The following is a 20,536-nucleotide window of genomic DNA, read 5'->3' as shown; positions in this document are numbered from 1 at the left end:
GATTCGCGGGTCCTGGGTGAACAATCGGTGTCGTGCTCGCCCCTTCGGGTGATCGACGGGCGCGCTGCCCGCTGCCTGGCGGGTATGCTCGGTCCCTGTTTTTTCGCGGGCGGAAGCTGATCGGGGAGCGACGCCGCCGCGCGAATCCGGGGCGAAAGGGGCCGAAATGATCGAGACCCGCGGTCGGGAAGTGCCGCTCTCGTATGTCGTGACCCTGCTCGTCGGCGTGGCCCTCGGCTTCGTGCTCGCGCGTTTCGGCGACTTCATCGGACGCTATCCGGTCGAATCGGCGCTGGTGGCGGTGCTGGTCGCGTCCGTGGCGGTGCTGGCGTGGGCGTGCCGGGAGATGCTGCACGATCTGCTCCGCCGCGACCGTCCGGCGGTCGCCCCGGAAACGGATCCCGCGCCCGGGCCCCGGTTTTCCGCACACCGGCCGCCGAATGGCGTCCGGCGCTGAATTCCGGAAATTGATCTCGGTTCTCCGTTCGATTCCGCGGCCGATGCGGAAATGCGCATAAGTTTCCGGTTGGTTTTCGCGCGCCCGGGGTCGTGACCGACCTCACCCGCGGGGGCCCGGCGCGCGCCGGCGCGGCCGGTGCGACCAAGGTCACGTCCGGTGGTGATCAGTTTTCCAAGCACCGCAGCGGGTTACTAGCAGGTAACAAGAGGATGACGGCAACGCGGGTCCGGACTTGACTCGCCCGTCCGGGTTGCTTACCGTCGTCGCGGGAAACGCAGACCGCGGTGAACTGTGATCCGGCTGGTCGGACCGGTGCAACGAAAACACCGAGGACCCGAATACCACAGCAGTGCCGGAAGGAAAACGGATCACGGTGAAGCAGAATTCCGGGCGAAAGGGCCGCGGCTCGTCGATTCGCTCTCGCGTGCTCGCGATCGCGTTGATTCCGAGCGTGGCGTTGCTGGTGGTCGGTATCGCGCTCGCCGGATACCTGATTTTCGACGCGACCCAGGCGCGCGGTTACGCGCAGAAGATTCGCGGTTCGGAAGGCCCCGGCATTCCGTTCCTGCTCGCCGCGGAACAGGAACGGCAGCTGTCGATGAGCGTGCTGGCCGGACAGGACGCCGCGCGCGCCGCGCTGCTGGCCACCCGGCCGAAGACGGACGCGTCCGCCGCGCAGATCACCTCGGTGCTGCAGGGCAACTTCGCGAGCGACTCGAACGTGCCCGCGAGCGTCAAGCAGAACATCGCCACGTTCGCCGCGCTGGAAGCGAAACTGCCGCAGCTGCGCCAGCGGGTCGACTCCGGCCAGGTGCCGCGGCTCGAGGTTTTCTCCTTCTACAACCAGATCATCGACCAGTTCACCCAGGGCGTCGCCGGGCTCGCGCAGGCCGCGCGCGGCGCGGACAACGCCTACGCCCGGCTGTCCGCGATCCCGATTTTCAACGCCGCGGAGGAAATGCAGCGCAGCGACGCGCTGGCCTCGGCCGGGCTCGCCGCGGGCGGGCTGTCCGGCGACGAGCAGCGCGCGTACCTCGGCCAGATCGGCGCGTACCACGCGCAGCTCGAACAGTCGGTGCCGCAGATGGTGCCCGAGGTGCGGGCGAACTACGACAAGCTCGTCTCGAGTCCCGAGTGGACGACCGTGACGCAGGTCGAGAACGCCTTGCTGTCCGGCGCGAAACAGCTGCCGGTGCCGCTGGAGCAGTGGCGGACCGACGCCAAGCAGGTCGCCACCACGCTGATGACGATGTTCGCCGCGCAGAGCGCGCACGCGACCAACGCGGCGATCACCGACGCGGACGACACGCTGCGGAACTCGATCATCGCGGGCGCGGCGGCGGTGCTCTTCGCGCTCGTCGTGGTGCTGATCGCGCTGCGGCTGTCGAACCGCTTCATCTCCCGGCTCGCCCGGCTGCGCGAGGACACCCTCGACGCTGCCGAGGTGCGGCTGCCGGAGCTCGTCGGCCGGGTGCGGGCGGGCGAACCGGTCGACCTCGACGAGGGCGGGCACCTGCTCGACCACGGCACGGACGAGATCGGCGAGGTGGCCGAGGCGTTCAACCTGGCGCAGCAGTCAGCGCTCGCCGCCGCGGTCGAGGAGGCCAAGACCCGGGAGGGCACCAAGGCGGTGTTCCTGAACATCGCGCACCGCAGCCAGGTGATCGTGCACCGGCAGCTGAAGGTGCTGGACGCCGCCGAGCGCAAGCAGGAGGACCCGGACCAGCTGGACACGCTGTTCCGGCTCGACCACCTCTCCACCCGCGCGCGGCGCAACGCGGAGAACCTGATCATCCTCGGCGGCGGCCAGCCGGGACGGCAGTGGCGCAATCCGGTGTCGCTGGTGGAACTCGTCCGCGGCGCGGCGGCGGAAACCGAGCACTTCGCGCGGGTGAAGACGGCGAAGCTGCCCGAGGTCGCGGTGCGCGGGCCGGTCGTCGGCGACCTCGTGCACCTGCTCGCCGAGCTGATCGACAACGCGACGTCGTTCTCGCCGCCGGAATCGCGCGTCGAACTGCGCGGCAACGTCGTCGGCAAGGGCGTCGTGATCGAGGTCGAGGACCAGGGGCTGGGCATCGAGCAGGAGCAGGCCGACGAGTTCAACGCGATGCTCGCCGACCCGCCGGACTTCGGGATCATGGCGCTGTCCGACGAACCGCGGCTGGGCCTGTTCGTGGTCGCGCGGCTGGCGTCGCGGCACGGGATCTCGGTGCACCTGCGCGAATCCGCGTACGGCGGGACCCGGGCGATCGTGTTGGTGCGCAAGGATTTGCTCGCGCCGATCAGCGAGACGGAACCCGTCGACGCCGACGCGGAGCCGGAATCGGACGGGACGCCGGAGATGTCCCGGCTCGCGGTGGAGCCGTCGCGGCCCGCGCCGGAACCGCAGCGGGCTGAGCCTCGGCGACCGGAACTGCCGCAACGGAAAGCGTCGCGTCCGGAACCCGCGCAAGCGGAAGCGTCGCGTCCCGCGCCGGAGCCTCGGGTCGCGCCGGAGCCCCGAGCGGCACCGGAGCAGCAGCGGCCGGAGTTGCCGACCCGCCGCGCCATGCGCCCGGTCGCCGAGGCGCCGCCGGTCCGTCCGCCGCAGACCCGTCCGCAGCACGAGCAGCGTCCGCCCGCGGACAACGGCCGCGCACCGCGTCCGGCTGTCGAGAACGGCCGGTCCGCGCCGCCGCGTCCGCCCGGTCGTCCGCCGCTTCCGCAGCGGCGGCGGCAGCAGAACCTGGTTCCGCAGTTGCGCGGCGACCGGACGGAGCCGGAACCCGACGACGTCCGCGAGGATTCGCCGGAGCAGGCCCGCTCCCGGCTCAGCGCCTTCCAGCAGGGCACCCGGCGGGCCCGCGAGGCCGATCCCGGGCACGACAACAGGTACGGAGATCGCGACTGATGGCGAACAACGGCGTCAACGAGCTCGACTGGCTGCTCGACGACCTCGTGCAGCGGGTCGCCGGCGCGGACCGCGCGGTGGTGCTGTCCGCGGACGGGTTGCTGATCGGCCGGTCGGGCAACCTGTCCGAGGCGGACGCGGAGCACCTGTCCGCGGTCGCGTCGGCGTTCCAGAGCCTCGCCCGCGGCACCGGGCGGCACTTCGGCGGCGGCAACGTGCGGCAGACGATGGTCGAGATGGACCACGCGTTCCTGTTCGTCACCGCGGCCGGCCGGGGCGCCTGCCTCGCGCTGCTGGCCGGGGTCGACGCGGACATGGGGCTCGTCGCCTACGAGATGAACCTGATGGTCAAGCGGGTCGGCGCGGTGCTCACCGCGGCGCCGCGGGCCGGAGCGGTCCAGCGGACCTCGCCATGATGGCCCAGGGCCGCGAGTCCTGGTACGAGGACGAGGCCGGTCCGCTGGTGCGGTCCTACGCTGTCACCGGCGGGCGGACCCGGTCCGACACCCGCGGGCTCGACCTGATCACGCTCGTCGTCGCGCTGCGCGCCGCGAGCGAGACGCCCGGCCTCGAACCGGAGTACGCGCGCATTCTTTCCCTGTGCCAGCGCCCGGTTTCGGTGGCCGAGGTGGCGGCTCGCGTCGACCTGCCGCTGCCGGTGGTGAAGGTCCTGCTGAGCGATTTGATAGAACGCAACCTCGTGCTCTTCCGCACCGCGACGCCGGTGACCGACGCCCCCAGCCCCCACATTCTCCAGGCGGTTCTCGATGGCATCCGGAAACTCTGAGCCCCGCCGGTCGCTCACCGCGCAGGCGGTGAAGGTGCTCGTCGCGGGCGGCTTCGGAGTCGGCAAGACGACCCTGGTCGGCTCGGTCAGCGAGGTGCCGCCGCTGCGCACCGAAGAGGTGATCACCGCCGCGTCCGAGGGCGTGGACGACCTGTCCGGCGTCGAGGGCAAAACGACCACGACGGTCGCGCTCGACTTCGGCCGGATCACCATCAACCCCGAGCTGATCCTGTACCTGTTCGGCACACCGGGGCAGGACCGGTTCTGGTTCATGTGGGACGAACTGGCCGACGGCGCGCTCGGCGCGGTGGTGCTGGCGGACACGCGGCGGCTCGAATCCTGTTTCCCCGCAGTGGATTTCTTCGAGCAGCGCGGGCTGCCGTTCGTCGTCGGGGTGAACTGCTTCGACGACGCTTACCGGTACGGGACCGAGGAAGTCCGCGGGGCACTGGATCTTGACCCTCAGGTGCCGTTGCTGCTGTGCGACGCGCGGGAGCGGGACTCGACCAAGCAGGTGCTGACGGTGTTGATGGAGCACGTGCTCGGGCGGGCGATGCTGGTGAGCGGCAACCCCGGTTAGGTTTCCGGGATTGCCGCTCTGGCACGGTGTTTTCAGCGGCGGCGCAGTCGGTCCAGGGAGGCCGCGCCCGGGCCGACGACCGCGATGGTGAGGAAGATCCAGGCGTACAGGGCGGCGGGTTCGCCCATGTTGTGCAGGGGGAGAAGGCCTTCCGGGGCGTGCACGGTGAAGTAGGCGTAGGCCATCACGCCGGAGAGCACGAGCGCGGAGACGCGGGTGAAGAGCCCGGCGAAGACGAGGATCGCGCCGACCACCTCGATCACGCTGGCCCACCAGCCCGGCCACTGGCCCAGCGGGAGCGCGCCGCCCGCGTTGTCGATGCCGCCGAAGAGGCCGAAGCCCATCAGGCCGTGGCAGAGGAAGAGGAACGACACCACTGCGCGGAAGAGGGCCAGTACGGTGGGGCGGGCTTGGTCCGCCAGGGACTTCGTGGTTTCGGTGGCGGTGTTCGCGGTGTTCGCGGTCTTGGCGGTCTTCGAGGTCTTCTGGGCGGTGGTGGTGGTCATCGTGGGGTCCTTCCCGGGGTGGCTGGTGGCTGTTGGGTGCCTTCTGCCTATGCGTCGAACGCGGTGGACGTGGATCGACACATCGCCGGGAAGTTTTTTCTGTGGTGGTGTTCGGGCTGGTCAGCGGGGCGGGCAGACTGGGGGGATGGTTGTCAGGCGTAGTGCCGGGGTGTTGGTTTTCCGTCGTTCCGCGGGCGGGGTCGAGGTGTTGCTCGCGCATATGGGCGGGCCGTTTTGGGCGAAGAAGGACCTGGCTGCTTGGTCGTTGCCCAAGGGGGAGATCGAGGAGGGGGAGGTTCCGGAGGCGGCTGCTCGGCGGGAGTTCGCGGAGGAGCTGGGGGTGCCGGTTCCGGAGGGGGAATGGGTGGAGCTGGGGGAGGTTCGGCAGTCCGGGAAGGTGGTGACCGCTTGGGCGGTGGAGGGGGATCTTGATCCGGGGAGTGTGGTTCCGGGGGTGTTTGAGATGGAGTGGCCGCCTCGGTCTGGGGTGATGCGGGAGTTTCCTGAGGTGGATCGGGTGGAGTGGTTCTCGGTGGAGGTGGCTCGGGAGAAGTTGGTTAAGGGGCAGCGGGGGTTCTTGGACCGGCTGGGTGAGTCCGTGGGGTAGCTCGTCGCCTGGCGGCGACATTGCGCCTCGTTGTTGCGCGGGGCACCCCGAAGCTGATTGTGATGACGGTCTTGGGGTGCTTGTCAAGGCGGGAAAGATGCCTTGACAAGCACCCCAAGACCGCATTTTTGGCTTCGTATCGGGGTGCGGGGGTGGTGTGGGTGCTTGGTTGGGTGGGTGGGTGTGGCGGCTGCGGCTGGGTGGGGCGCGGCTGGGCGAGCGGTGGGCGAGCGGTGGGCGGGGGGTCTGTGAAGGGCTCTTGAGGGAATCTAATTCCGTGAAGGGGTCCCTCACGGACCGTCGCTGGTCGTGAGGGGAACCCTGGGGGAATCAGGGGCTCTGAGGGGAACCCTCAGGGCCTTATTGCTGCAGCAGGGTGCTTAGCGGGGTGGTGGTGAAGTTGGGGAGGACTTGGTCTGCGTGTCCGAAGTCCAGGGGTGCGGTGATGGGGTTGGGGATGGCGATGGTGGTGATTCCGGCTGCTTTCGCTGCGGTGACGCCGTGGGGTGAGTCTTCGAAGGCCAGGGCTTCGTCCGCGGTGACGCCTAGGGTGCGCAGGGCTGCCAGGTAGGTGTCTGGGTCGGGTTTGGGGTTGTGGCGGTCGCCGGTTTCCACGGCGGTGAAGCGGGTGGCCAGGCCCAGGCGTTCTAGTTGGCCGTGTACCCAGGTGCCGGATGAGCTTGAGGCGACGCCCAGTGCCAGGCCGCGAGCGGCGGCCTCGTTCAGGTAGTCCAGGACGCCTTCTCGGGGGCCGTCTTCGGCTAGGAGTTCGTGTACTCGCGCGCGCATCTTGGGGCGCAGCGTTTCCGGGTCCAGGTCTTCGACTTGTTCGGCCAGCAGTTTGAACATCGTCGCTGCGGTGTTCTGGGTGCCGATGACTGTGTGCCAGACATCCAGCGGCAGTTCTACGCCGTGTCCGGCGAACATTTCTTGCCAGGACCGCAGTACCGCGGCTTCGGTGTCGGCGAGGGTGCCGTCGAAATCGAAGATCAATGCTCGCGTGGCCACGTTTCGCAGCTTGCCTCAACCGCTCCAGCGGCGGGGTCAGTTCGTGGCGAAGAACTCCGCGAGGACCGGTGCCAGTGCGGCGGTTTTCACCAGGTGCGTCTGGCCGGGCAGGGTGCGGTAGTCGGCGTTCGGCAGCTGGCTTGCTGCCGCCGCGACGCCGTTGCGCAGCCAGGCGGGGCTCTTGCCGCCGTCGAGGATGAGGGTGGGGGCGGTGATTTCCGGACCAGCGGCCTTCGGGCAGGGGGCGGCCGGCCTGGTTGTCGTCCATGACCTGGGCGTCGTAGGCGAGGGTGTGGGCGACGCGTTTCATGCGCGGCCACGCTGGCATCAGGCGCATCATGGTGACCATCAGGGCGGGCAGTCCCACGCCTTCGACCATGAAGGTCTTGATCGCGGCGCCTGGTTTTCCGGCGGCGACGGCCGCTTCGAGTTTCGCCTGGTAGTCGGCGGGGACTCGGGCGCGGGTGCTGTCGACCACGAACGGCGGTTCGTACACCGCGACCTTCTTGACCGGCACGCCGCGGTGGGCGGCTTCCAGGACCAGGGCGGCGCCGGAGGAGATGCCGTAGAGGGAGATCTCGCCGCCGGCTTCCTTGGCCAGTGCGGTGATGTCTTCGATTTCGCGCTCGACGTCGTACGGGCCGGTGTCGCCGCTTTCTCCTCTGCCTCGGCGGTCGAAGGTGTAGACGGTGAAGCGGTCGGAGAGGGCTTTGGCGAGGTCGTCGTTGGGGGTCGAGGTGCGGTAGCAGAGCGCGCCGTCGACGAGGACCAGCGCGGGGCCGGAGCCGATGCGGGAGTAGGCGATCTGGGTGCCGTCGGCGGACGTGACGGTGGGCATGGGGTTCCTCCTCGGGTGGTGCCGTTGGGGAGAACTCTCGCATCCGACGAGTTGAGTTGTCAAGACAAAAAAATTAGTCGGTGGGATGTGGTGGATCAGAGGGGGCGGCAGTGGCTGCGGTTAGGCGCTGCGCAGGGTGAGCAGGGCGATCTCGTTGGGCGCGAAGACCCGGAACGGCGGGCCCCAGAAGCCGGAGCCGCGGCTGTTGTACAGCTGGGTCGGGCCGTGCCGGGTGAGGCCGGAGAGGGTGGGCTGGTCCAAGCGGACCAGGAGGTGGAACGGCCAGATCTGGCCGCCGTGGGTGTGGCCGGAGATCTGCAGGTCGACGTTTTCCTCGCGGGCCTGGGCGACCTGTTTTGGCTGGTGGGCCAAGAGGACGACGGGGACCTCGGGATCGGAGCCGTCCAGCGCGGCGGCCAGGTCGGGGCCGTGGCCGGGCAGTCCGGAGGCGGCTCCGGTGGGGTCGTCGATGCCGGCGAAGAGCAGGCGGGCGCCGTCGCGTTCGATCAGGGTCGAGCGGTTGTGCAGGGTGTCCCAGCCGAGGCTCGCCATGTGGTCCAGCCAGGCCTGGGCCTCGCCGAAGTACTCGTGGTTGCCGGTGATGTAGAACCGGCCGAGCGGAGCCTGGACGCCGCCTAGCGGGTCGACCTGTTTGCGCCGCTTGGCGACCGACCCGTCGGCGAGGTCCCCGGCGTGGCAGACGACGTCGGGCCGCAGCCGGTTCAGTTCGGCGACCAGGCGTTCGGACCAGCGGGTGCGGTCGAGCGGGCCGTAATGGGTGTCGGTGATGACCGCGACGCGCAGCCCGTCGAGCCCGGCGCCGAGCTTCGGCAGCACGACGTCGACCGCCTTCACCGGCGGCACCCGCGTGGCGATCCGGTTCCCGCTGACGAGCAGCACCGCCGCGACGGCGAGCGTGACCCCGGCTACGATCCGTGGCCGCGCGGGATCGTCCACTCCGGACACCAGCAGGACCAGCCGCAGCAGGTGCGTGAGGACGCTCCAGGTGAACAGCACCCAGACCGTGCCGAGAGTGACGTCCCCGGCCCGCGCGGCGGCGTCGTTCTGCTTCGGACCGTGCCCGAGCACCATGAGCACCGGAAAACCCAGTGCGGCCACACCGAAAACGACCGTGCCGACCACGGTGCCCGCGACCGGCCAATCCGGCAGCAGCACGAGCGCCGACCACGGCTCGCCGAACAGCAAGAGCACCGCGGCGACCACGAAGGCAACCCGACGAACTCCGACCACGGTTCTCTTCCCTTCGCCCAGGTGCTACCCAGCGTAGCCGCAGTCGGGGAGTGGGTGGCGGGGTGTGAAGGGAGAGGGTGGGCGGGGATTCCGGCGGCGGCCGGTTGAGGCGGAGCAGGGTTGTGGAGGCCGTTGGGGAAGCGGCTGGTCCGGCGGTGCCCGCGGCCGTCTGCGGCACCACGGCTCGGATCCGCCTCGTGCCGCACAGGACGCTTCGAGCGGGGGCGCGAGTTGGCCGCCTTGAGGAAAGGGGGCGGCAGCGGCTAGGCAGGACGGGTTCGGCTCAGGACTCTCCGCGACACGCCCGCCAGTTCGCCACCGTTTCCTCCACGTCCAGCGGCCGCGCTCGCAGCACCGGGCCGTCCTGGGGCATCGCGTGTGCCTTGCGGATGCGGTCGTTCAGGTCCTCGACGGTCTCCCGCACCTTGCGTTCGGAGCGGATTTTCGCCAGTTTCCCCGGCAGGTCCTGGATTTCCCTCGGCAGGGCGAGCGACGGCGGCAGGAACGCGGACCGGTCGATGTCTCCTTCGCGGGCGTTTCGGAGCATCCAGTCGGTCGCCGCGTCGCGGCCGGTCGGGGGCGGTAGCGGTTTTCCCGCTCCGGGCAGGTCTTCGAAGTCTCCGCGGGCTTCGGCGGCGGCGATTTGCCGGTCGACCCAGGTGCCGTACGACACGCCCGGTGGTTTGCGTTCCGTCACCGGAACCACCTCCCTCGCTGCCCAGCGTAGCGGCCAGCAGGCGGGCGCGGAGGGGACGAAGGTCCTGAAACGGCAGGTAAGATCCCACGCTGACGTACGAAGGCCGGGAGGGGACGCGATGACCGTCGAGCACGAGGGCGACGGTCCCGAGGCTGCGCGCGAGGAGGTCGCGCGCACGCTCGCTCTGTTGTGGCGCGACTGTGCGGGCGCCCCGGAACCCTCGGCTCGCGGCAGGCGGCCGACGCTCACTGTCGAAAAGATCATCGCGGCTGCCATCACGGTCGCGGACGCCGAGGGGCTCGTCGCGACGTCCATGCACCGCGTGGCCAAGGAACTCGGGGCGGGCACCATGACGCTCTACACCTACGTTCCCGGCAAAACCGAGCTGATCGACCTCATGGTCGACACCGTTCTTCTCGAACGGAATCTCCCCGGGCCCGGCGAGCCGCGGCCGGAGGACTGGCGTGCGCGGGTCCGCGTCTACGCCGACCGGACGCGCGACATCTACCGCCGGCATCCCTGGCTGCGGGAGAGGTCCCGGGTGCGGCCCGCGCTCGGTCCGGGGCAGCTGGCCGGTCAGGAGTATCTTCTGTCCATTATGGACGGTCTGGGCCTGCCCGCGTGCGAGGTCGTCGCGGCGGCCAATTCGGTCGCGGGATATGTGGACGCGAACGCGGCGGCCGAGGCGGAGAGTGTTCACTTGGAACAGACCACGGGGCAGTCCAACGACGCCTGGTGGGGGCAGCGTTCTTCGTTCTGGTACACGTATTTCGACGTCGAATCCCATCCGGCGATGAACCGGACCTGGCTTGCGGGCGGGTTCGACAAGCCTTCGGCGGAACAGGCGTCGGACGCGTCGGAGTTCGGATTGGACCGGCTTCTCGACGGGATCGCCGCCCGGATCGACCAGGTCGGAAAGCAGGCTTAAACACTGGCGATAGCGTCGATTTCGCCGATCAGGTCCGGCCACAGTGGACGCGGCAAGTCGTGCCCCATGCCCGCGTAGGTGACGAATTTCGCGCCGGGAATGGCTTCGGCGGTCGCGCGCCCGGCACTGACCGGCTGCACGGGGTCGGCTTCTCCGGTGATGACCAGGGTCGGCGCGCGTACTCCCGCCAGTTCCGCGCGCCGGTCTCCCAAGGCGTACATCGCCTTGCCTTGCCGGCGGAGCGCGGCGAAATCGGTGCGGGTGCGGAAAGTCCGGCGGCCGACGTCGCGGATCCAGTCCTCGTCGTGCGGATGGCCGGGCGAGCCGACGATCCGGTAGATCCGGACGAGCTGCTCACCGGCGGATTCCGGGTCTTTGGGCTGTTTCCGGTGTAATACAGCGAATTTGACGAGCGTGGCGACTTTGCGCAGGTTCCATCGCTGGAGGTGGTCCGGCGCGGAGGACAGCGACGTCAGGCTCAGCACTCGCTCCGCCTGCCGGGTCGCCATTACCTGGGCGATCATGCCGCCGAGGGAGACGCCGACGACGTGTGCGCTGGGCCAGCCGAGTGCGTCCAGCACGGCGGTTCCGTCGGCGGCGGAGTCGGCGAGGGTGTAGTCAGCGGTGGCGCGCGAGGACTGGCCCGCGTCGCGGTTGTCGTAGCGGGCGACGTGGAAACCTTTGTGTACCAAGGCTTCACAGAACTCGTCCGGCCAGCCTTGCCTCGGGGCCAGTCCGCCTTGGATCAGCAGCACCGGACGTCCTTCGGTGCCAAAGGTTTCGTACGCGAGGTCGATGTCGCCGTTGTGGGCGAATGAAACGGTCATGGAGTCCTCCGTGGGGCGGGGAACACCGCGGCGAGGGTGCCGGCGAGCACGCCCGCTACGTCGGTGTCGGGATCGGCGCCCCGGCGGAGGGCGAGTCCGCCGCTCAGCGCGCCGAGCAGCACAACCACTTGCGGCAACGGAACAACGGGCGTGATTCCCAGTCGTCGGCAGTGTTCGTCAAGTACGGCAACGATTTCCACTTCGTGCCGCCGTTGCGCGGAGACGGCGGCAGCGGCGGTTTCAGGAAGTCTCGTTACGGCGGCGGCGAATTCGGCGGTCGTCCGGCTCCACCGGGCGGCCTCGTCGTCGTCGGCGATGGCGCTCGGAGTGAGCGCGGCGATCAGGTCGTCCCGGGTGGACGCCTTGCCGAGAGCGGCTTTGAGCAGGTCGAGGTGCGCTTCGGCGCGGGCGTCGATGATCGCCAGCCACACGCCTTCCTTGCCGCCGAAGTGCTTGTAGACCGCGCCGCGCGTGTACCCGGCTTCGGCGGCGATCTCCTCCACGGTCGCGGCGAGAAACCCGCGCCGGACGAGCACCGCCCGTCCCGCTTCGATCAGCTTTTCGTGCGTGAGCTGCTGTTGTTCGGCTCGCGTCAGCCTGGTCAAGGCACACCCATTCGGTAACACGACGTTTCTAGAAACACGACGTTACCAAGATGCCGGCGAGTCAGGAACCCCCGAGTGCGAACCGGATCGCGGTCGCCTCCTCGGAAAGCGTCCACAACCGACGGCCCCGCGCAAGATCCCGAGAAGCGCCCATCGCCGTCCCCAAGCGGGGTCGGCCCACTCCGCCGAACGCCGGACCGTAGTAGGAACCGCCGGTCGCGGCCGGATCGACGGCGGCCCGGACCGCGGGCCACGCGCCGTGATCCTTGCCGTGCGTGTAAGGCGCGAGCAGCCGCATCACCGGCACCGGTTTGGTGATCCCCGGTCGAGCGGGGCTGGTCCGCTCAAGACTGAACCCCGGGTGCGCGAGGATCGCCTGCACCGGCGAACCCGCCGCACGCAGGCGTCGGTCGAGTTCCATGGCGAACGACTGCACGGCGTGCTTCGACAGCGCGTACGCACGGAAGTCCGAATACTTGTGCGAGCTCTGCAGATCGTCGATGTCGTACGGATACATCCGGGTGATCAGGCTGCCCGCCAGCACCACCCGCGCGGCCGACGCGGTCAGCACCGGCATGGCCAGCGCGGTGAGGGCGAAGTGGCCGAAATGATTGGTGCCGATCGCCAGCTCCAGGCCCTGTTTCGTGGTCCGGCGCACCGGCCCGGGCGCGGTGATGCCGGCGTTCTCGATCAACGCGTCCACGCGGTCGAGCCGTCCGAGAGCCTCGACCGCGGCCGGGATCGAGTCCAGATCAGCGAGGTCGAGCGGGATCGTGCTCAACGAAGCCGAACCGACGCGCGTGCGCACCATCTCGACCGCCGCGTTCAGCCGCGACGGGTCACGGCCCAGCAGCGCGACATGTGCTCCGGCGGCGGCCAGTTGCTCGGTGATGAAGTAGCCGATGCCGGCGTTGCCCCCGGTCACCGCGTAGCTCCGGCCCGCCAGGTCAGGCAGGTTCCGGGGATTCCACGCCACGATCGCCCCCAACAGTCCGGTTTCCGGTCGGTCCGGACTATACGAACGCCGCGGTCAGTGCGTCGGCGCGGCCTCCGTCGTGGTGCTGGAAGTCGTCGTGGTCGACGTGGCCGGGTTCGCCGGGGCGGAGCTGGACGGCGGCGTCGTGCTCGTCGAGGTGGTCGGCGTCGTCGGCGGGGCGCTGGTGGGCGTGGTGCTCGACGGCGTGGTCGGCGGGGTGCTGGTCGGCTTCGCCGGGGTGCTGCTGCTCGGCGCGGTGCTGCTGCCCGGAAGCTGCGTCGGCGTGCCGGGCTGGTTCGGCTGGGCCGGGGTGACCGGCGGCGGGACGGGCGGTGCGACGTCGCCCGCCGGGCTGCCCGCCGCGGCTTCGACCGCGCCGGGTCCGGGCGGGGCTCCGATCGGGACCTGGCTGTCCGGCAGCTTCGAGACGCCGTTGCGGTAGCCGTACGCGTACGCCATCACGGTGTCCACATAGGACTGCGAGTTGTTGTACCGGCGCACCGCGAGACGCTGGTTGTCGTCGCTGGAGAGGTCCAGATTTCCCGAGCACAGGTAGCGCGCGGTGGCGAGCGTCTCGTCGTAGATGTTGTTCGGGTCGGAGACGCCGTCGCCGTTGCCGTCGGAGGCGTAGGACGCCCAGGTCGACGGGATGAACTGGGTCGCGCCGACCGCGCGGTCCCACACCGGGTCGCCGTCGTAGCGGCCGTGGTCGGTGTCGCGGATCGCGGCGAACCCGCCGGAACCGTCGAGGACCGGGCCGAGAATGCGTTCGAGGGTGTTGCCTCGGGCGTCGACGTAGCCGCCGCGGGCGTGGTTCGACTCGACCCGTCCGATGGCCGCGATCAGCGCCCAGTCGACGTGGCAGCCGGGCTGTTCGCGGGCCATGATGTCGGCCGCGTTGCGGTAGGCCCGCAGCATGCTGTCCGGGATGCCGAGCGGTCCGGCGGTGGTGGCCGAGCCGGGGCCGTTCGGGTAGCCCGGCACGCCGAGCGCTTGCGGGACCGGCGGCTGCGGCAGGCTGCCGTCCACGCCGATCGGCGGGAGCGTGATGCCGGGCGCCAGGCTAGGGGAGTTCGGCGCGGATTGAGCGGCCGACGGCGGGTCCGCGGCGCGCAACGCCACCGGGATGCCGGACGACGTCACCGTCGGCAGCACCACGAGCGCGCCTCCGGCGAGGGCGGCGAAAGCCCGGCTCCGGGCGTTCCTTCCCTCCAGGCGGCGTCTGGCCATGCGTGTCTCCCCGTTCGTTCGGCCGGTCTGCGGCCAAGCTAGCGGATCTGTGCGCGATCCGGTGAGGGGCTGCCGGAATTCTGTCCGTTCCGGCCAACTTTCGTTCGTCTGGCATAAAACCTTCGGTGGGTTCTGGTCATCGGGGCTTAACGGGGATTTTGCTGAATAGGCCGAATGGAGCAATCCGTTCGTCGGGTCCACTGTGGACCCGCGGGTGGGTCACGCCGCCGGGCCGAATCGTTTCCGGTATTCCGACGGCGACAGCCCGGTGTGCCTGCGCAGCCGCAGCCGGAGGTTCGCGCCGGTGCCCAGCCCGGTGCGGGCGGCGATGCGGTCCAGACCATGTTCGCCGCGTTCGATGAGGCGGCGAGCCAGCGTGACGCGTTCGGCGGTGAGCCAGGCGAGCGGCGTCGTGCCCAGTTCGGCGCGGAACCGGCGGTGCAGGGTCGCGGCGCTGGTCGACGCGCGCGGCGAGATCGGTGACCGTGAGCGGCTGGTCGAGGTGCTGACGCGCCCATTCCAGCACCGGTGCGAGCGAAGCGTCGGGAATCTCGGGCATCGGGCGTTCCACGAACTGTTGCTGGCCGCCCTCGCGATGTCCGGTGAAAACGAGGCGACGGCTAACCGCGTTGGCGATTTCCGCGCCGTGATCACGCTGGATCACATGCAGCGACAGGTCGAGTGCGGCGGCACTTCCGGCGGCGGTGAAAACTGTGCCGTCCTCGACGAAGAGGACGTCCGGTTCCAGCTGGACCCGCGGATAGCGCGCGGTGAACGCCTCGGCCCATTGCCAGTGCGTGGTGGCGCGGCGCTCGTTGAGCACCCCGGCCTCGGCCAGGGTGAACGCGCCGGTGCAGAAGCTCATCAACCGCGCGCCGCGGGCGTCCGCGCGCTGGATCGCGGCGATGATCTCCGGGTCGGCGGGGGTGTGCGGATCCGGCCGGTTCGGGACGATCACGGTGTCCGCGGCGTCGGCGGCTTCGAGCCCGGCGACGTCGGCGAGGGTGAAGAAGCCGAGGTGCATCCGGGCCTGCCCGCCGGGTGCCGCGAGCACGAAGTCGTACCACGGGCGCCGCAGTTCCGGCCGGCGCAAGCCGAACAGTTCTGTCGCGACGCCCATCTCGAACGGGTTCGAGCCGTCGCCGACGATCATCACGACGCGGTGCGAGGATCCTTTCGACATGTGCGATTCCTAGCACTCCCGGCCGCCGGAAACCAGGCCCAAGATCGAACTATGACAACTCAGCCCCTAGACCTGCGGGCGGTGCTCGCCGGGTTCGACGCTCCGTGGAGCCCCCGGATCGTCGCCAACGTCAACGACTACGACATCCGTCTCGCCCGGTTCCTCGGCGAGCACGTGTGGCACAAGCACGACAACACCGACGAGTTCTTCCTCGTCCTCGACGGCAGCATCGAACTCGGCCTGCGCGAAGCGGACGGCGAACGGACCGTGACGCTGACGCGCGAGCAGGCGTTCGTGGTCCCGCGCGCCACGTTCCACAAACCGTCGTCGAAGGAGGGCGCGGTGGTGCTTCTCGTGGAGCCGTCCGGGACGCTTTCGGTCGGCGACGAGCACGAAGAGGTGCCCGACACTGTCGACGTGACCGTTGGGCATCGCGTCTGACCTGCTGGGTTGCACTGTGGGACGGCGTATCCTCGCCGTCATGAAACGCACTTCCTTCGCGCAGTGGCCGTGCTCGATCGCCCGGACCATGGACCTGCTCGGGGACTGGTGGACGCCGCTGGTGCTGCGCGACGCCTTCTACGGCGTCCGCCGCTTCGACGAGTTCCAGCAGGCGCTCGGCATCGCGCGCAACACCCTCGCCGACCGGCTGCGCAGGCTGGTCGACGAGGGGTTGCTGGAGAAGCGCGCCTACCAGGCCGAACCGGTGCGCTACGACTACGTGCTCACCGAGAAGGGCCGCGATTTCTGGAGTGTGCTGGCCGCGATGACGGCCTGGGGCGACCGGTGGCTGGCCACCGACGCGGGCCCGCCGATCGTGCTGCACCACGACGCCTGCGGGCACGACACGACCGCGACCGTGGTGTGCGCGGATTGCGGCGAACCGTTGTCGGCGGACGACACCCGGATGCGGCGCGGCCCAGGCTTCCCCGAGCGCCTGGCACAACGCCCCGACGTCCACGCAAGATTCGCGCCCTTGGAGTAGCCGTCCGTGAGGGGAACCCTGAGGGAATCAGAGTCCCTCAGGGTTCCCCTCACGGCTTGGGGCCGGAGCCGATTGACAGGGTGAGTCTCGTTACGCAACTATGCTGGTCGAGACGGTCAACGGAGGAGGACTCGCCATGGAGTGGACCGGCGCGCGGTACGCGGACGCCCCGACCGTGCAGGTGGACGCGTGGATCGACGGCTCGCCCGAGCAGGTCTGGCGGTTCGCCTCGGACGTCGTGCTCATGCCGGAGCTGAGCGGCGAACTGCAGTCGGTCCGGTGGTGCGACGAGGGCTCGGCGCCCGCGCTCGGCCGGTCCTTCGTCGGGCACAACCACCACGAGATGCGCGGTGAATGGGACACCACGTCCTACATCGTCGAATGCGAGGAGCCGCGCGTCTTCGCCTGGGCGGTCACCGATCCGGCCAATCCGACCGCGGTCTGGCGGTTCACCCTCGCCCCGGAGAACGGCGGCACGCGGCTCACGCAGTGGGCGCAGATGGGGCCGGGGCCGTCCGGGGTGACGGAGGTGATCGCGCGGATGCCGGAGAAGGAACAGAAGATCGTGCACGTCCGGCTGAGCGAGTTCGAGGCCTCGATGACCGCCACGCTCGGCGCGATCAAGGACCGCGTGGAGTCCGCCGGATGATGCGCACGGCCACCACTGTCGAGGCGTCGTCCGGCTGGCCGGAGACCCGGGATTTCGTTCTGGAGGCGGAAAAACTGGGTCTCGGCGAATGCTGGGTGGCCGAGGCGTGGGGTTCGGACGCGCCGTCGGTGCTCGGCTACCTCGCCGCGCGCACGGACAAGATCCGGCTCGGCTCCGGCATCATGCAGCTCGGGGTTCGGACGCCGGTCGCGCTCGCGCAGGCCGCGCTCACGCTCGCCGAGATGTCGGACGGGCGGTTCGCGCTGGGGCTCGGGCCCTCCGGTCCGCAGGTGATCGAGGGGTTGCACGGGGTGCCGTTCGCGCGGCCGCTGACCCGGATGCGCGAGACAGTGCAGATCATCCGCAGCGCGTTCGCCGGGGAGAAGATCTCCTTCGCGGGCAAGGCTTTCCAGATTCCGTTGCCCGGCGAATCCCGCCCGATGCGGCTGTCGGCGAAACCGAACGAGAACATTCCGATCTACCTGGCCACACTGTCGCCGCGGATGCTGGAGCTCACCGGCGAACTCGCCGACGGCTGGCTGGGCACGAGCTTCGTCCCCGAAGGCGCCGACGCTTACTTCCGCCACCTCGACGCCGGGCTCGCGAAAGCGGGCCGGAGCCGCCGCGATCTCGTGGTGTGCCAAGGCGCGGAGGTCGCGTTCGCGTCCGATGAGGACGAACTGCGCCCGATGGTCGCCGGGCGCAAGAAGGAACTGGCCTTTTCACTGGGCGGCATGGGTTCGGCGAGCACGAACTTCTACCACGACGCCTACAGCAGGCAGGGCTGGGCCGAGGTCGCCGCCGAGGTGCGGGAACGCTGGCAGTCCGGCGATCGCGACGGCGCGGCCGGGCTGGTGACCGACGAGATGGTGCTCGCGACGACGCTGATCGGCACCGAGGACATGGTCCGCGCGCGCCTGAAGGTGTGGCGCGCCGCCGGGGTCGACACGGTCCGGCTGTACCCGGCGGGCGACACCCTGGAAAAGCGGCTGGCGACGCTCGGCCGGGCACTCGAGTTGGTAACGGAAGTGCCCTGACAGACCAAGCATTGGGCCAACTGGCTGCGTCGGCGGGTCCGGTTGCGCCATAGTGTCGGCGATCCCGAACCCCAAGGAGTCGCTCGATGCGCAAGATCGTGTCCACCTTGTTCGTCTCGCTCGACGGCGTGGTCGAGGCGCCGGACCAGTGGTCGCTCTCGTACTGGAACGACGAGCTCGAACACGCGGTGGGCGACGGCATGGCGGACGCCGACGCGATGTTGCTTGGCCGCGTGACTTACGAGGGCTTCGCGGAGGCGTGGCCCGGCCGCACGGACGACCCGGGTGCGGAGTTCATGAACAGCGTGCCGAAGTACGTCGCGTCCACCACCCTGACCACAGCGGACTGGCACAACACGACCCTCCTGCGCGGCGACCTCGGCGAGGCGATCGCGGAGCTGAAGTCCAGCGAGGGCGGCGACATCATGACCAGCGGGAGCACGACGCTGGTCCGGTGGCTCCTTTCGCACGGGCTGGTGGATGAACTGACCCTGCTGCAGTACCCGGTGGTGGTCGGCAAGGGACGGCGGTTGCTTCCGGCGGAGGGGCCGCAGCTGGACTTTCAGCTGGCGGACACGACGGCGTTCCGCAACGGGGTGCTGCGGTTGGTTTACCAGCCGTCTGACGACTGACTGGCAAACTGTCCAAAGAGGACGGTAGTCGTCCCCGAATCCCGCGCACTGGGCAGGATTCGGGGCACTGACGTCCGGGTCATTCCGCCAGGCGGGCACCGCGGCGCCAAATGGCACGGGTGTTGAGAGTGTCGCTGATGTCGCGGGTCGGGTCGCCGTCGACCAGCAGAAGGTCGGCGCGGAGTCCCTCGGCGACGCGGCCTCGGTCGCTGAGGCGGAAGCGGCGGGCGGTGGTCGCGGTGGCTGCCCGCAGGGCGCGTTCGGGCGTGAGACCGGCTTCCACGAGGTACTGCAGTTCGTGGTGCAGGCTCGCTCCGTGCGCGAGACCTCCGAAGAACGTCTCGGGCATGGAGACGTCGGTGCCGGCCAGCACATCTACCCCGGCGGCGTCCAGTGCGCGCACGGTGTCGTACACGTCTTCGAGCTTGCCCTGCGGGTAGCGGTTGTAGCTGGAGCGCAGGGTTTCGTCCCACGCGCGGTCGAGCCGGGCGGCGACCCGGGGGTCGTCGGCGAGCACGCTGCCGGTGATGCCCATCAGCGAGGCGTTGAGGCTGATGCAGGGAACGACGAACATGCCCGCGTCCTTGACGAGACTGATGATCTCGGCGGTGTGCGGCTGGTCCATGAACACGTGGGCGAGGCCGTCGATGCCGGCTTCGGCGGCCATTCTGGTCGCCTCCACGGTCAGGGCGTGGGCCACGGTGAGAGCGCCGTACTTCTTGGCTTCCGCCACTCCGGCGTTCACGGTGGCCTGGTCGAGGCACGGCAGCCCGGGGTGCCCTTCGACGCTGCCGTCGTCGATCATGAACTTGATGAAGTCGGAGCCCCTGGCGAGGAGCTGGGGGACGAAGGCGGCCGCTTCCTCGGGCGTGGTGGAAAACGGCATCAGCGGCATCACCGGCGGGAGGTCCCACTTCGGCCGGAAACCTTCCGGCATCAGCTCGCTGGGGTGCCCGCCGGGCGGGGTGATGCCGAAGCCCGCGGACCGCACGTCGGCGACCGTGTCGTCCTCGGCGAGGTGTCCCCGGTTCTCCCGGGTGTTCATCCCCTGCATCTCCAGTTCGGTGGTCACCCCGAACCGCAGGGCCAGCGCCAGCGAGCCCGGGGCGGAGTGCACGTGGGCGTCGATGAGCCCCGGCAGCAGGGTCGCGCCGGTGCCGTCGACGGTTTCGCTGCCCTCGGGGATCTCGCCGCCGACCTGGACGATCCTCGTGCCGTCGAGGACCACGGTCCGCACGCCGAGGGACTTCTCCCCGTCGAAGACCCGGGCGTTGGCGATGGCGGTGAGTGTCATGGCGGTTCGTCTCGTTTCCTTGCTCAAGGTATTTACATACCTAATGCTATGTACTTGTCCCGAGGTATGCAACTGGGCTGGTGCGGCCTAGGATCAAGCGCATGAACAGCTCCCCTGGGCGGACTCCCGGCGACCCGGTGCTGGACCAGATCGGCCCGGCGCTGTCCCGGCTGCGGCGGCGCACCCCGGCGTCGAACAAGGACCTGTCCCGCAATCTCGTGCTCAACGTGATCGCCGACGCGCCGGACGAGACGACAGTCGGCGGCCTGGCCGTCGAGATGGGTGTCGCGCAGCCGGTGGCCAGCCGGACTGTCGCCGCGTGCATCGCCGACGGGTTGCTGCGCCGGGCGGCGTCCCAGGCCGACGGACGCCGCACCGTCCTCGAACTCACCGAACAGGGCGAGGCCGAACGCGCTCGGTTCGCCGCTGAGCAGCGGAAATCGTTCGAGGAGATCACGGCTGCGTGGTCGGCGGAGGAGCGGATCCAGTTCGCGCGGCTGCTGGCCCGGTATGGCGCGGACGCTGCGGAGTGGTCCAGGAAACGGGCGGCGAGCCGGGACTGACCG

The 20,536-nt window shown here is 69.7% G+C and carries 22 protein-coding genes and 2 pseudogenes; 13 read left to right on the top strand and 11 right to left on the bottom strand.

What is annotated here, in order from left to right:
- The first annotated feature begins 166 nt into the window (after nt 1-166).
- The 5 genes from ACZ7SW_RS11995 (at nt 167) to ACZ7SW_RS11975 (ending at nt 4,717) form a co-directional block, all read left to right on the top strand.
- Nucleotides 167-457, top strand: a complete 291-nt coding sequence (locus ACZ7SW_RS11995; protein WP_470230404.1) for a hypothetical protein — start codon at nt 167-169, stop codon at nt 455-457.
- A 376-nt stretch (nt 458-833) separates the two neighbouring features.
- Entirely contained in the window at nt 834-3,350 is a 2,517-nt protein-coding gene (locus tag ACZ7SW_RS11990) for a sensor histidine kinase (protein WP_470230403.1), read from the top strand.
- Nucleotides 3,350-3,766, top strand: a complete 417-nt coding sequence (locus ACZ7SW_RS11985; RefSeq protein ID WP_009082431.1) for a roadblock/LC7 domain-containing protein — start codon at nt 3,350-3,352, stop codon at nt 3,764-3,766. The genes ACZ7SW_RS11990 and ACZ7SW_RS11985 overlap by 1 nt, the downstream gene beginning before the upstream one ends.
- On the top strand, nt 3,766-4,137 hold the full coding sequence (locus tag ACZ7SW_RS11980; protein ID WP_470230483.1) for a DUF742 domain-containing protein: 372 nt from the start codon (nt 3,766-3,768) through the stop codon (nt 4,135-4,137). Before ACZ7SW_RS11985 ends, ACZ7SW_RS11980 begins: the two co-directional genes overlap by 1 nt.
- Nucleotides 4,118-4,717 carry a GTP-binding protein gene (locus tag ACZ7SW_RS11975; protein ID WP_354747177.1) on the top strand — a complete coding sequence of 200 codons (600 nt, stop codon included), beginning with the start codon at nt 4,118-4,120 and terminating at the stop codon, nt 4,715-4,717. Before ACZ7SW_RS11980 ends, ACZ7SW_RS11975 begins: the two co-directional genes overlap by 20 nt.
- 32 nt (nt 4,718-4,749) lie before the next feature.
- Here ACZ7SW_RS11975 and ACZ7SW_RS11970 read toward each other — a convergent pair whose 3' ends face one another.
- Nucleotides 4,750-5,223: a DoxX family protein gene (locus ACZ7SW_RS11970; protein WP_470230402.1), complete on the bottom strand. Its 474-nt coding sequence runs from the start codon at nt 5,221-5,223 to the stop codon at nt 4,750-4,752.
- Between the two features lie 145 nt (nt 5,224-5,368).
- Here ACZ7SW_RS11970 and ACZ7SW_RS11965 point away from each other — a divergent pair, with 145 nt between their 5' ends.
- On the top strand, nt 5,369-5,830 hold the full coding sequence (locus ACZ7SW_RS11965) for an NUDIX hydrolase (RefSeq protein WP_470230401.1): 462 nt from the start codon (nt 5,369-5,371) through the stop codon (nt 5,828-5,830).
- A gap of 360 nt (nt 5,831-6,190) precedes the next feature.
- Here the strand turns inward: ACZ7SW_RS11965 and ACZ7SW_RS11960 are convergent, their stop codons facing one another.
- From ACZ7SW_RS11960 to ACZ7SW_RS11945, 4 genes and pseudogenes are all read right to left on the bottom strand, one after another.
- Nucleotides 6,191-6,838, bottom strand: coding sequence for an HAD family hydrolase (locus tag ACZ7SW_RS11960; protein ID WP_470230400.1), 648 nt, complete (start codon nt 6,836-6,838; stop codon nt 6,191-6,193).
- Between the two features lie 36 nt (nt 6,839-6,874).
- Nucleotides 6,875-7,676: pseudogene (locus tag ACZ7SW_RS11955) on the bottom strand (alpha/beta fold hydrolase).
- A gap of 120 nt (nt 7,677-7,796) precedes the next feature.
- Nucleotides 7,797-8,927 (bottom strand): metallophosphoesterase, encoded by a 1,131-nt coding sequence (locus tag ACZ7SW_RS11950; protein ID WP_470230399.1) that lies wholly within the window; start codon nt 8,925-8,927, stop codon nt 7,797-7,799.
- A 283-nt stretch (nt 8,928-9,210) separates the two neighbouring features.
- Nucleotides 9,211-9,624, bottom strand: a complete 414-nt coding sequence (locus tag ACZ7SW_RS11945; RefSeq protein ID WP_470230398.1) for a DnaJ family domain-containing protein — start codon at nt 9,622-9,624, stop codon at nt 9,211-9,213.
- A gap of 118 nt (nt 9,625-9,742) precedes the next feature.
- Here ACZ7SW_RS11945 and ACZ7SW_RS11940 point away from each other — a divergent pair, with 118 nt between their 5' ends.
- Nucleotides 9,743-10,552, top strand: coding sequence for a TetR/AcrR family transcriptional regulator C-terminal domain-containing protein (locus ACZ7SW_RS11940; RefSeq protein WP_470230397.1), 810 nt, complete (start codon nt 9,743-9,745; stop codon nt 10,550-10,552).
- Here the strand turns inward: ACZ7SW_RS11940 and ACZ7SW_RS11935 are convergent.
- From ACZ7SW_RS11935 to ACZ7SW_RS11915, 5 genes and pseudogenes are all read right to left on the bottom strand, one after another.
- Entirely contained in the window at nt 10,549-11,379 is an 831-nt protein-coding gene (locus tag ACZ7SW_RS11935; protein WP_470230396.1) for an alpha/beta fold hydrolase, read from the bottom strand. The genes ACZ7SW_RS11940 and ACZ7SW_RS11935 overlap by 4 nt on opposite strands.
- The gene (locus ACZ7SW_RS11930) at nt 11,376-11,984 is read right to left on the bottom strand and encodes a TetR/AcrR family transcriptional regulator (RefSeq protein WP_470230395.1); all 609 of its coding nucleotides are present in this window, start codon (nt 11,982-11,984) and stop codon (nt 11,376-11,378) included. Before ACZ7SW_RS11930 ends, ACZ7SW_RS11935 begins: the two co-directional genes overlap by 4 nt.
- A 61-nt stretch (nt 11,985-12,045) precedes the next feature.
- Nucleotides 12,046-12,960, bottom strand: a complete 915-nt coding sequence (locus tag ACZ7SW_RS11925) for an SDR family NAD(P)-dependent oxidoreductase (protein ID WP_470230394.1) — start codon at nt 12,958-12,960, stop codon at nt 12,046-12,048.
- 54 nt (nt 12,961-13,014) lie between these two features.
- Nucleotides 13,015-14,190: a lytic transglycosylase domain-containing protein gene (locus ACZ7SW_RS11920; protein ID WP_470230393.1), complete on the bottom strand. Its 1,176-nt coding sequence runs from the start codon at nt 14,188-14,190 to the stop codon at nt 13,015-13,017.
- Between the two features lie 219 nt (nt 14,191-14,409).
- Nucleotides 14,410-15,373 (bottom strand): annotated as a pseudogene (locus ACZ7SW_RS11915) (helix-turn-helix domain-containing protein).
- Between the two features lie 51 nt (nt 15,374-15,424).
- On the opposite strand from ACZ7SW_RS11915, the gene ACZ7SW_RS11910 reads away from it, so the two are divergent.
- The 5 genes from ACZ7SW_RS11910 to ACZ7SW_RS11890 all read left to right on the top strand — a co-directional run bounded on the left by ACZ7SW_RS11910 (nt 15,425) and on the right by ACZ7SW_RS11890 (nt 18,676).
- Nucleotides 15,425-15,814, top strand: coding sequence for a cupin domain-containing protein (locus ACZ7SW_RS11910; RefSeq protein WP_470230392.1), 390 nt, complete (start codon nt 15,425-15,427; stop codon nt 15,812-15,814).
- Nucleotides 15,815-15,854: 40 nt separating this feature from the next.
- Nucleotides 15,855-16,358 carry a winged helix-turn-helix transcriptional regulator gene (locus ACZ7SW_RS11905; protein WP_470230391.1) on the top strand — a complete coding sequence of 168 codons (504 nt, stop codon included), beginning with the start codon at nt 15,855-15,857 and terminating at the stop codon, nt 16,356-16,358.
- A 136-nt stretch (nt 16,359-16,494) separates the two neighbouring features.
- Nucleotides 16,495-17,007: an SRPBCC family protein gene (locus ACZ7SW_RS11900; protein ID WP_470230390.1), complete on the top strand. Its 513-nt coding sequence runs from the start codon at nt 16,495-16,497 to the stop codon at nt 17,005-17,007.
- Nucleotides 17,007-18,044, top strand: coding sequence for an LLM class flavin-dependent oxidoreductase (locus ACZ7SW_RS11895; protein WP_470230482.1), 1,038 nt, complete (start codon nt 17,007-17,009; stop codon nt 18,042-18,044). Before ACZ7SW_RS11900 ends, ACZ7SW_RS11895 begins: the two co-directional genes overlap by 1 nt.
- A gap of 86 nt (nt 18,045-18,130) precedes the next feature.
- Nucleotides 18,131-18,676: a dihydrofolate reductase family protein gene (locus tag ACZ7SW_RS11890; protein ID WP_470230389.1), complete on the top strand. Its 546-nt coding sequence runs from the start codon at nt 18,131-18,133 to the stop codon at nt 18,674-18,676.
- A gap of 79 nt (nt 18,677-18,755) precedes the next feature.
- On the opposite strand, the gene ACZ7SW_RS11885 is transcribed toward ACZ7SW_RS11890, so the two are convergent.
- On the bottom strand, nt 18,756-19,970 hold the full coding sequence (locus ACZ7SW_RS11885; protein ID WP_470230388.1) for an amidohydrolase family protein: 1,215 nt from the start codon (nt 19,968-19,970) through the stop codon (nt 18,756-18,758).
- Between the two features lie 101 nt (nt 19,971-20,071).
- On the opposite strand from ACZ7SW_RS11885, the gene ACZ7SW_RS11880 reads away from it, so the two are divergent.
- Entirely contained in the window at nt 20,072-20,533 is a 462-nt protein-coding gene (locus ACZ7SW_RS11880) for a MarR family winged helix-turn-helix transcriptional regulator (RefSeq protein ID WP_470230387.1), read from the top strand.
- Nucleotides 20,534-20,536 lie beyond the last annotated feature (3 nt).

The sequence above is a fragment of the Amycolatopsis sp. NPDC114484 genome (genome assembly GCF_055633755.1).
The sequence above is the reverse complement of the archived record's forward strand: the minus strand, read 5'-3'. Positions and strand labels throughout refer to the sequence as shown.

Excerpts from the sequence above, each read along its gene's own strand:
- ACZ7SW_RS11885 (WP_470230388.1), bottom strand. The coding sequence starts at position 19,970 with ATGACACTCACCGCCATCGCCAACGCCCGGGTCTTCGACGGGGAGAAG.
- ACZ7SW_RS11975 (WP_354747177.1), top strand. The coding sequence starts at position 4,118 with ATGGCATCCGGAAACTCTGAGCCCCGCCGGTCGCTCACCGCGCAGGCG.
- ACZ7SW_RS11900 (WP_470230390.1), top strand. The coding sequence starts at position 16,495 with ATGGAGTGGACCGGCGCGCGGTACGCGGACGCCCCGACCGTGCAGGTG.
- ACZ7SW_RS11980 (WP_470230483.1), top strand. The coding sequence starts at position 3,766 with ATGGCCCAGGGCCGCGAGTCCTGGTACGAGGACGAGGCCGGTCCGCTG.
- ACZ7SW_RS11970 (WP_470230402.1), bottom strand. The coding sequence starts at position 5,223 with ATGACCACCACCACCGCCCAGAAGACCTCGAAGACCGCCAAGACCGCG.
- ACZ7SW_RS11940 (WP_470230397.1), top strand. The coding sequence starts at position 9,743 with ATGACCGTCGAGCACGAGGGCGACGGTCCCGAGGCTGCGCGCGAGGAG.
- ACZ7SW_RS11935 (WP_470230396.1), bottom strand. The coding sequence starts at position 11,379 with ATGACCGTTTCATTCGCCCACAACGGCGACATCGACCTCGCGTACGAA.
- ACZ7SW_RS11880 (WP_470230387.1), top strand. The coding sequence starts at position 20,072 with ATGAACAGCTCCCCTGGGCGGACTCCCGGCGACCCGGTGCTGGACCAG.
- ACZ7SW_RS11895 (WP_470230482.1), top strand. The coding sequence starts at position 17,007 with ATGCGCACGGCCACCACTGTCGAGGCGTCGTCCGGCTGGCCGGAGACC.
- ACZ7SW_RS11905 (WP_470230391.1), top strand. The coding sequence starts at position 15,855 with ATGAAACGCACTTCCTTCGCGCAGTGGCCGTGCTCGATCGCCCGGACC.
- ACZ7SW_RS11910 (WP_470230392.1), top strand. The coding sequence starts at position 15,425 with ATGACAACTCAGCCCCTAGACCTGCGGGCGGTGCTCGCCGGGTTCGAC.
- ACZ7SW_RS11920 (WP_470230393.1), bottom strand. The coding sequence starts at position 14,190 with ATGGCCAGACGCCGCCTGGAGGGAAGGAACGCCCGGAGCCGGGCTTTC.
- ACZ7SW_RS11965 (WP_470230401.1), top strand. The coding sequence starts at position 5,369 with ATGGTTGTCAGGCGTAGTGCCGGGGTGTTGGTTTTCCGTCGTTCCGCG.
- ACZ7SW_RS11890 (WP_470230389.1), top strand. The coding sequence starts at position 18,131 with ATGCGCAAGATCGTGTCCACCTTGTTCGTCTCGCTCGACGGCGTGGTC.
- ACZ7SW_RS11995 (WP_470230404.1), top strand. The coding sequence starts at position 167 with ATGATCGAGACCCGCGGTCGGGAAGTGCCGCTCTCGTATGTCGTGACC.
- ACZ7SW_RS11985 (WP_009082431.1), top strand. The coding sequence starts at position 3,350 with ATGGCGAACAACGGCGTCAACGAGCTCGACTGGCTGCTCGACGACCTC.